The organism is Streptomyces sp. WAC06614 (assembly GCF_003949795.1).
In the GTDB taxonomy this organism is placed as follows: domain Bacteria; phylum Actinomycetota; class Actinomycetes; order Streptomycetales; family Streptomycetaceae; genus Streptomyces.
Map to the genome: position 1 here is coordinate 1 of NZ_RPRY01000287.1, position 8,633 is coordinate 8,633.

Consider the following 8,633-nt stretch of genomic DNA (forward strand, 5'->3'; position numbering starts at 1 on the left):
GCAGCCCGGCCCCGGGCCCGAGCCCGAGGGCGGGCTGGGCGGGCCCGCCGGCCCGACCGTCGAGCCCGAGGACCTGGTGCGCGTGGCCCGGCAGGGCCACCTTGCGCCGGCCGACCCGCCCGTCCCGGAACGCCTGGCGCTGATCAGCTACACCTCCGGGACCAGCGGGACGCCCAAGGGCGCCATGAACCCGCACACCGCCCTCACCTACAACGCCGCGCGGCAGGTGACCGGCCACCCGATACCCGAAGGCGCCACCTACTTCGCCCTCGCCCCGCTGTTCCACATCACCGGCATGGTCTGCGAGCTCGCCGCCTGCTTCCTCAACGCCGGCACCCTCGCCCTGGCCCACCGCTTCGAGCCCGGCGTCGTCCTCGACGCCTTCCTGGAGCACCGCCCGGCCTACACCATCGGCCCCGCCACCGCCTTCATGGCCCTGGCCGCCCATCCCGCCGTCACCCGCGACCACTTCGCCTCCTTCGCGGTGGTCTCCTCCGGCGGCGCCCCGCTGCCGCCCGCCCTGGTCACCCGGTTGCGCGAGACCCTAGGCCTGGACCTCCGCAACGGCTACGGCCTGACCGAGTCGACCGCCGCCTGCGCCTCCGTCCCCGCCCACCTGCACGCCCCCGTCGACCCGGCCACCGGCACCCTCTCCGTGGGCGTCCCGGGCGCGCAGACCGTCGTACGGATCATCGACGGGCACGGCGCGGAGCTGCCGTTCGGCGAGACCGGGGAGATCGCCGTGCGCGGCCCGCAGCTCGCCCTCGGCTACTGGGGGCTGCCCGACGCCACCGCCGAGGCCTTCCCCGACGGCGAACTGCGCACCGGCGACGTCGGCTTCATGGACGAGGACGGCTGGCTCTACGTCGTGGACCGCAAGAAGGACATGATCAACGCCTCCGGCTTCAAGGTCTGGCCGCGCGAGGTCGAGGACGTCCTCTACACCCACCCCGCCGTCCGCGAGGCCGCGGTCGTCGGCGTCCCGGACCCCTACCGCGGCGAGAGCGTCATGGCGTACGTCAGCCTGCGCCCCGGCGCCACCGCCGCCCCGGCCGAGCTGTCCGCCTACTGCGCCGCGCGCATCGCCGCGTACAAGTACCCGCGGCACGTGGAAATCCTGCCTGTCCTTCCCAAGACCACCAGTGGCAAGATCCTGCGTCGAGAACTGCGCGAGCGCGGCTCAAAACATTCGTAGGAAGCAGAAAGGGGAGGGCCATGCCCGCCAGGAGCACCACCGGCGAGTCCGAGGACACCCCCGTCCCGCAGCGGCTGCTGGCCGTCGCCACCCGGCTGTTCGCCGAACGCGGCTACGACCGCACCTCGGTCCAGGAGATCGTCGAGGCGGCCGGGGTCACCAAGGGCGCCCTCTACCACTACTTCGGCTCCAAGGACGACCTGCTGCACGAGGTCTACGCACGCATGCTGCGCCTGCAGCAACAGCGCCTGGACGCCGTCGCCGGCTCCGACGCGCCCGTCGAGGAACGGCTGGGCGCGGCGGCGGCCGACGTCGTGGTGACCACCATCGAGAACCTCGACGACGCGATGATCTTCTTCCGCTCGATGCACCAGCTCAGCCCGGAGAAGTACAAGCAGGTCCGGGCCGAGCGCCGCCGCTACCACGAACGGTTCCGCGCGCTGATCGAGGAGGGCCAGCGCACCGGGGTGTTCTCCACCGCCACCCCTGCCGATCTGGTGGTCGACTACCACTTCGGGTCCGTGCACCACCTGTCCACCTGGTACCGCACGGACGGCCCGCTCACGCCGCAGCAGGTCGCCGACCACCTCGCCGACCTGCTGCTGCGCGCCCTGCGCCCGTGACCGCGCCCGTGACCGCGGCCTTGACCGCGCCTGCGGCCGCGCCCGTGACGGTCAGGCGTACCGCTTCAGTTCCCGCCGGGCCAGCGACCGCTGGTGCACCTCGTCGGGCCCGTCCGCCAGCTGGAGCGTACGGGCCGCCGCCCACAGCTCGGCCAGCGGGAAGTCCTGGCTGACCCCGCCCGCTCCGTGCAGCTGCACCGCCCGGTCCAGGATCCCCACCACCGCCCGCGGGGTGGCGATCTTGATGGCCTGGATCTCGGTGTGCGCGCCCCGGTTGCCGACCGTGTCCATCAGCCAGGCCGTCTTCAGCACCAGCAGCCGCAGCTGCTCCACGCTCACCCGGGCGTCCGCGATCCAGTTCTGCACCACGCCCTGGGCGGCCAGCGGCTTGCCGAACGCCGTACGCTCCACCGCCCGCCGGCACATCAGCTCGACGGCCCGTTCCGCCATGCCGATCAGCCGCATGCAGTGGTGGATCCGGCCCGGGCCCAGCCGCGCCTGGGCGATGGCGAAGCCGGAGCCCTCCTCGCCGATCAGGTGCGACGCGGGCACCCGTACCCCGTCGAACACGACCTCGGCATGGCCGCCGTGGTCGTGGTCCTCGTACCCGTACACGCGCATGGCGCGGCGCACCTCGACGCCCGGGGTGTCGCGCGGCACCAGGATCATCGACTGCCGGCGGCGCGGATCGGCGCCCTCCGGGTCGGTCTGGCCCATCACGATGAAGACCGCGCAGTCGGGGTTCATGGCCCCGGAGATGAACCACTTGCGGCCCGTCACCACGTACGTGCCGCCGTCCGCCGAGCGTTCGATGCGGGTCTCGACGTTGGTCGCGTCCGACGAGGCCACGGCCGGCTCGGTCATGGCGAACGCCGAGCGGATCTCGGCCGCCAGCAGCGGCTGGAGCCACTGCTTCTTCTGCTCCTCGCTGCCGAACTGCGCCAGCAGCTCCATGTTCCCGGTGTCCGGGGCGGCGCAGTTCGTCGCCATCGGCGCCAGGTGCGGGCTGCGCCCGGTGATCTCGGCCAGCGGCGCGTACTGGAGGTTGGTCAGCCCGGCGCCGTGCTCGGGATCGGGCAGGAAGAGGTTCCACAGGCCCCGCCGGCGGGCCTCGGCCCGCAGCTCGCCGAAGACGGCCGGGGTGTCCCACGGCGAGGGCAGCGCGGCGCGCTGCTCGGCGGCCACCGCCTCCGCCGGGTACACGCACTCGTCCATGAACGCGAGCAGCCGCTCGCGGAGTTCCTCGGTCCGGGCGTCGAATGCGAAGTCCATGTCGGGGGTCTCCTCAGCCTTCCTGGAGGGTGGTCAGGCCGTGCTCGATGAAGACCGGGACCAGCTCGCCGATCCGGTCGAAGCCGGCGCCGACGGTCTGGCCGAGCGTCCAGCGGTAGTGGATGCCTTCGAGGATCACCGCGAGCTTGAACCAGGCGAAGGCCGTGTACCAGGAGATCGCACCGGTGTCCCGGCCCGACCGGGCCGCGTACCGCTCCACCAGCTCGGCCGGCGCCGGATGCCCGGGCGCCCCGCTGGTGGTGCTCACCGGGGACTCGGTCAGCCCCAGGTCGGAGCTGTACATCACCAGCAGCCCGAGGTCGGTCAGCGGATCGCCGAGGGTGGACATCTCCCAGTCCAGCACCGCCCGGATCCGGTCGTCCGGGCCGCCGATCAGCACGTTGTCCAGCCGGAAGTCGCCGTGCACGACCGTCGGGGCGGGGGAGGCGGGCAGCTTGCGGCCCAGCCCGCCGTGCAGTTCGTCGATGCCGGGCAGGTCCCGGCCGCGGGAGGCCGCGAGCTGCTTGCCCCAGCGGCGCAGCTGCCGGTCCAGGAAGCCCTCGGGCCGCCCGAAGTCGGCCAGGCCCACCGCCTGCGGGTCCACCGCGTGCAGGTCGACCAGGGTGTCCACCAGGCCGAGCACCGCCCGCCGGGTCCGCTCCGGCCCCAGCGCGGCCAACTGCCCGGCCGTGCGGTACGGGACCCCGTCCACGTACTCCATCACGTAGAACGGTGCCCCGAGCACCTCCTCGTCCTCGCACAGCAGCACCGGCCGCGGCACCGGCACCGCCGTGCCGTGCAGGGCCTCGATCACCCGGTGCTCGCGCCGCATGTCGTGCGCGGTGGCCAGGACGTGCCCGAGCGGCGGCCGGCGGACCACCCAGCGGGCGGCGCCGTCGGTGACCTCGTACGTGAGGTTCGACCGGCCGCCCTCGATGAGCCGGCCGCTGAGCGCCCCGGTCACGAGTCCCGGCCGTACGCGGTCCAGATGGCCGCGCAGCCGGTGCAGATCGAGACCCCGGGGGTCGGACGAGGTCGAGGGCATGGAGGGCACCTCCGTACGAGGACGACGGGCGACGCTTGCTGGGGCCATCATGCCGACCAGTCGGTATGCCGTCCAGGGGTGGGCCGGGAACCGGCCCGTACGGCGGCGGACGAGGCGCGCAGGGCAGCCGGGGTCCGGCCTCGGCCCGGCTGGCCGGGTCCGGCCGCGACCAGGCCGGCAGGCCGGCAGGCCGGCAGGCCGGGGTCAGGCGTGGCAGGCCACGGGTATGCCGCCGTTCATCACGGTCATGTCCTTCAGCACCGCCCCGATGTCCAGCGGCGCCCCCGCCGGCAGCCCGTCGAGCTCGGCGTACGCACGGTGCAGGTTGGCCACCAGCCGCTCGCTCTCCCGCCAGGCCGCGAACTCGCCCAGGTCCGCCCGCCGCGCGGCCTCCAGCGGGGTCAGTCCCTCGGCCCGGCCCGCCTTCGCCAGCTCCTCGACGTACCGCAGGTACCGCTCGGTGGCCTCGTACGCCTCCGGGCCGGTCAGCGGTCCGTGCCCGGGCACGACGGTCTCCGCGCCGAGCACGCGCAGCAGCTCCAGCGCGCGCAGCGAGCCCGCCAGCGAGCCCATCGCGAGGAACGGCGTCCCCTCGGCGAAGACCAGGTCCCCGGTGAACACGGTCCGCTGCCGCGGCAGCCAGACGACCGAGTCGCCGGTGGTGTGCGCCACGCCGGGGTGGATCACCTGCACCTCGGTGTCGCCGATGTGCAGGGTCATGCGCTCGCTGTAGGTGAGGGTGGGCGGGGTGATGGTGATGGCGCCGAAGTCGGTCTGCGGCCAGATCAGCTCCAGCTGGTGGCCCGCGGCGAGCTGCTCGGTGCGGGCGCTGTCGTGGCCGAGGACGAGGGCGTCGGGGGTGAACACGCCGTTGCCGTAGGTGTGGTCGCCGTGGTGGTGGGTGTTCACGACCAGCCGCGGCAGCGGCGCCCCGGTGGCGAGCAGCGCCTCGCGCAGGGCGTGGGCCCGGCGTTCGGTGGCGGCGGTGTCGATCAGCAGGGTCTGGCCGCCGTCGGTGACGAAGCCCGCGTTGTTCAGGCACCAGCCGCCGTCCGGCTGGACGTACGCGTACACCTCCGGGGCGGGCTGGACGAGGTACGGCTGTTCGGCGGTCATCTGCGCTCTCCCCGGGTCGCGACGGCATGCGGTGAGCATCCTGCCAGCCGGGCCGGGGCCGGGGGAGAGGGGGCCGGGCGCCGGAGGACCACGGGCGTCGCAGGACCACGGGCCGGCGGGACGTCGGAGCGCCCCAGGCCTCAGAGGATCACCGCGACGGCGAAGGCGGAGAGGCCCAGGACGCACAAGGTGGCGCCGAGGGCCGCCCGTTCGCCGAGGGCCGCCGGCCGGGCCGCCGTCGCCAGGACCCGGATCCGCCGGTGGGCCACGCCCAGGAAGACCAGCCAGAGCAGCACGATGAACGCACACCCGGCCACCTCCAGAGCGGTCCCCGACCCGCGCAGGGCCTGCCGTACCGCGAGCACCGCGGTGACCGCACAGGTGAGCGTCGTACGCCGCCACGCCAGCCGGGTCCGCTCGGGCTGCAGCCCGGGGTCGCGCCCGGCGGGCTCCTGGGTCACGGCCGGTCCGTCCAGCCCACCAGGACGACCACCACCATGGCCGCCGCGACCAGACCCACGCCCAGGCTGAGCACCACCGGGAAGCGGGAGAGCGGCAGGTCCTCGCCGCGGCGCATGGCCCGTTCGCAGCGGACCCAGTGGTTCACCGCCCGCAGGGCGCACGCCGCGCCGACCGCGAGCAGGGCCAGTGACATCCCGACCCGGACGCCCCAGCGCAGGTCCGGCAGGAACTGGTCCACCGCGAACCCGCCGCCGACCAGCGCCAGCGCGGTACGGATCCAGGCGAGGAAGGTCCGCTCGTTGGCGAGTGAGAACCGGTAGTCGGGCGTCTCGCCCTCCTCCCGGATGCGCTGCGGCGCGAACCAGAGCCGCAGGTCCTTGGCGAAGTGGATCACGCCCGGCAATCTACTGCGGCCGCCCGCGCCACGCCCGTAGCCGCCGGTAGGCCTCCAGTCCGTCGGGCACCCACACCCAGCCGCCCCCGGCACCGGCGCCCGGGTCGTCCGCGCCGTCCGTGCCGTCCGCGCCGTCCGTGCCGTCCGTGCCGTCCGTGCCGTCGTGGGGGAGCCCGGGGTGGTCGACCCGCCGCTCGACCTCGGCCGGGTCCAGGAAGGCGTGCCAGGCCACCTCGCTCTCCTGGGGCCGGACCGGAAGCTCGCAGCGGACCTGGTAGACCGCCGACCACCACGCCCCGCCCGGGCCCTCGTAGAGGAACCGGAACAGCGGTTCGGGCTGCGGCAGCCCGGTCACCCCGAGCTCCTCCTCGGCCTCGCGCAGCGCCGCGCGGTCGTACGACTCGCCGGCGGCCACGACCCCGCCGACGAACATGTCGTACGCGGACGGGAAGACCAGCTTGGACGCGGTCCGCCGGTGCACGAAGATCCGCCCGGCCGCGTCCGTGGCCTGGACGAAGACGCAGCGGTGGATGAGCCCCTCGGCGTACACCCGCCCGCGCGGGGCCTGTCCGACCACCCGGTCCTCGCGGTCGACCACGTCCAGCACTTCGTCAGCGGCACTCATGGCACTCATGGGGTTCATCCAATCACCGGTGTTGACGGGTTACCGCTGCGTAGCAAGGATCTGTCCCACCACAGACGGCCGACGTGACGGACGGGACGGACGACAACGCATGGGGTACGACGCAGACGTCATCGTGATCGGCGCGGGCCTCGCCGGCCTGGCGGCCACGGCCGAACTGGTCGACGCGGGCCGCACGGTCATCCTGCTGGACCAGGAGCCGGAGCAGTCCCTCGGCGGCCAGGCGCACTGGTCGTTCGGCGGCCTGTTCTTCGTGGACTCGCCCGAACAGCGGCGGATGCGGATCAAGGACAGCCGCGCCCTCGCGCTCCAGGACTGGCTGGGCACCGCCGGCTTCGACCGCGAGGAGGACACCTGGGCCCGCCGCTGGGCCGAGGCCTACGTCGACTTCGCCGCCGGCGAGAAGCGGCCCTGGCTGCACGCGCAGGGCGTCCGCTTCTTCCCGGTCGTGGGCTGGGCGGAGCGTGGCGGCTACGACGCGAACGGGCACGGGAACTCCGTCCCCCGCTTCCACATCACCTGGGGCACCGGCCCCGGCCTGGTGGCCCCGTTCGAGCGGCGGGTCCGGGAGGGCGTGGCGCGCGGGCTGGTCCGGCTGGGGTTCCGCCACCGGGTGACGGGCCTCGGGCGCACCGCGGGCACGGTGGACACGGTGACGGGCGAGGTCCTGGCCCCCTCCGACGTGGCCCGGGGCGAGGCCAGCAGCCGGCAGGTCGTGGACGCGTTCTCCCTCCGCGCCCAGGCGGTGATCATCACCTCGGGCGGCATCGGGGGCAACCACGACCTGGTGCGCAAGCAGTGGCCGGCCCGCCTCGGCACCCCGCCGGACCGGCTGCTGTCCGGTGTCCCGGCGCACGTGGACGGCCTGATGCTGGGCATCGCGGAGGACGCGGGCGCGCACCACGTCAACCGCGACCGCATGTGGCACTACACCGAGGGCATCGGGAACTGGAACCCGATCTGGGCCGCGCACGGCATCCGGATCCTGCCCGGCCCGTCCTCGCTCTGGCTGGACGCCACCGGCAAGCGGCTCCCGGTACCGCTGTTCCCCGGCTTCGACACGCTGGGCACGCTGGACCACATCATGCGCACGGGCCACGACCACACGTGGTTCGTGCTGAACCAGCGCATCATCGGCAAGGAGTTCGGCCTCTCCGGGTCCGAGCAGAACCCGGACCTGACCGGGAAGTCGGTCCGCGAGGTCCTGGTCCGGGCGCGACAGGCGGTCCCCGGGCCGGTGAAGGCGTTCATGGACAACGGCGCGGACTTCGTGGTCGAACGCGACCTGGCGGCGCTGGCCCGCCGCATGAACGAGGTGACCGGCCTGGGCCTGATCGACGAGGCGGACCTCCGGCGGGAGATCACGGCCCGGGACCGGGAGATCGCGAACCCGTTCACCAAGGACCTCCAGGTCACCGCGATCCACGGCGCCCGCCGCTACCTGGGCGACCGCCTGATCCGCACCGCGGCCCCGCACCGCATCCTGGACCCGGCCGCCGGGCCGCTGATCGCCGTCCGCCTGTCGATCCTGACCCGCAAGTCCCTGGGCGGCCTCCAGACCGACCTGTCCTCCCGCGTCCTGACCGCCACGGGTGACCCGCTGCAGGGCGTCTACGCAGCGGGCGAGGCCGCCGGCTTCGGCGGCGGAGGCGTCCACGGCTACCGAGCCCTGGAGGGCACCTTCCTCGGCGGCTGCCTCTTCTCCGGCCGTACGGCGGGCCGCGCGGGGGCCGGGCGGGGCCAGGCGGGGCCCCGGCCGGCCCCGGCGCGGCCCCGGCCGGGGTCCGCCCTGAAGCCTCCCGGGGCTCCGCCCCGGGCCTGCCGGGCGGCCTCCGGCCCCGGCCCCGGCCGGGGCTTCGGCCGGGCTGGGGCCGGGGCTCCGC

At 74.3% G+C, this 8,633-nt stretch carries 9 protein-coding genes; 3 read left to right on the plus strand and 6 right to left on the minus strand.

Going from position 1 to position 8,633, the window contains the following annotated elements:
• Positions 1-1,195 (plus strand): class I adenylate-forming enzyme family protein (locus EF918_RS27970; RefSeq protein WP_260610743.1); only part of this gene is annotated, 1,195 nt, incomplete at its 5' end.
• A 20-nt stretch (positions 1,196-1,215) separates the two neighbouring features.
• A complete protein-coding gene (locus tag EF918_RS27975) occupies positions 1,216-1,818 on the plus strand; it encodes a TetR/AcrR family transcriptional regulator (protein ID WP_125651709.1) in 603 nt (200 codons plus the stop codon).
• A 51-nt stretch (positions 1,819-1,869) separates the two neighbouring features.
• Here EF918_RS27975 and EF918_RS27980 read toward each other — a convergent pair whose 3' ends face one another.
• The 6 genes from EF918_RS27980 to EF918_RS28005 all read right to left on the minus strand — a co-directional run bounded on the left by EF918_RS27980 (position 1,870) and on the right by EF918_RS28005 (position 6,732).
• Positions 1,870-3,090 (minus strand): acyl-CoA dehydrogenase family protein, encoded by a 1,221-nt coding sequence (locus tag EF918_RS27980; protein ID WP_125651710.1) that lies wholly within the window; start codon positions 3,088-3,090, stop codon positions 1,870-1,872.
• Between the two features lie 13 nt (positions 3,091-3,103).
• A complete protein-coding gene (locus EF918_RS27985) occupies positions 3,104-4,135 on the minus strand; it encodes a phosphotransferase family protein (RefSeq protein WP_125651711.1) in 1,032 nt (343 codons plus the stop codon).
• 204 nt (positions 4,136-4,339) lie between these two features.
• The gene (locus tag EF918_RS27990; protein WP_125651712.1) at positions 4,340-5,251 is read right to left on the minus strand and encodes an MBL fold metallo-hydrolase; all 912 of its coding nucleotides are present in this window, start codon (positions 5,249-5,251) and stop codon (positions 4,340-4,342) included.
• 140 nt (positions 5,252-5,391) lie between these two features.
• The gene (locus EF918_RS27995) at positions 5,392-5,712 is read right to left on the minus strand and encodes a DUF202 domain-containing protein (RefSeq protein ID WP_125651713.1); all 321 of its coding nucleotides are present in this window, start codon (positions 5,710-5,712) and stop codon (positions 5,392-5,394) included.
• Positions 5,709-6,107, minus strand: a complete 399-nt coding sequence (locus EF918_RS28000; RefSeq protein ID WP_125651714.1) for a YidH family protein — start codon at positions 6,105-6,107, stop codon at positions 5,709-5,711. The genes EF918_RS27995 and EF918_RS28000 overlap by 4 nt, the downstream gene beginning before the upstream one ends.
• Positions 6,108-6,117: 10 nt before the next feature.
• The gene (locus EF918_RS28005; RefSeq protein WP_125651715.1) at positions 6,118-6,732 is read right to left on the minus strand and encodes an NUDIX domain-containing protein; all 615 of its coding nucleotides are present in this window, start codon (positions 6,730-6,732) and stop codon (positions 6,118-6,120) included.
• A 109-nt stretch (positions 6,733-6,841) separates the two neighbouring features.
• Between EF918_RS28005 and EF918_RS28010 the strand changes: the two genes are divergently transcribed.
• Positions 6,842-8,633 (plus strand): FAD-binding dehydrogenase (locus tag EF918_RS28010; RefSeq protein ID WP_125651716.1); only part of this gene is annotated, 1,792 nt, incomplete at its 3' end.

What these genes read in the sequence shown, in the direction of transcription:
- EF918_RS27975 (WP_125651709.1), top strand. Translation starts at nt 1,216, where the DNA reads ATGCCCGCCAGGAGCACCACCGGCGAGTCCGAGGACACCCCCGTCCCG.
- EF918_RS27980 (WP_125651710.1), bottom strand. Translation starts at nt 3,090, where the DNA reads ATGGACTTCGCATTCGACGCCCGGACCGAGGAACTCCGCGAGCGGCTG.
- EF918_RS27985 (WP_125651711.1), bottom strand. Translation starts at nt 4,135, where the DNA reads ATGCCCTCGACCTCGTCCGACCCCCGGGGTCTCGATCTGCACCGGCTG.
- EF918_RS27990 (WP_125651712.1), bottom strand. Translation starts at nt 5,251, where the DNA reads ATGACCGCCGAACAGCCGTACCTCGTCCAGCCCGCCCCGGAGGTGTAC.
- EF918_RS28005 (WP_125651715.1), bottom strand. Translation starts at nt 6,732, where the DNA reads ATGAGTGCCGCTGACGAAGTGCTGGACGTGGTCGACCGCGAGGACCGG.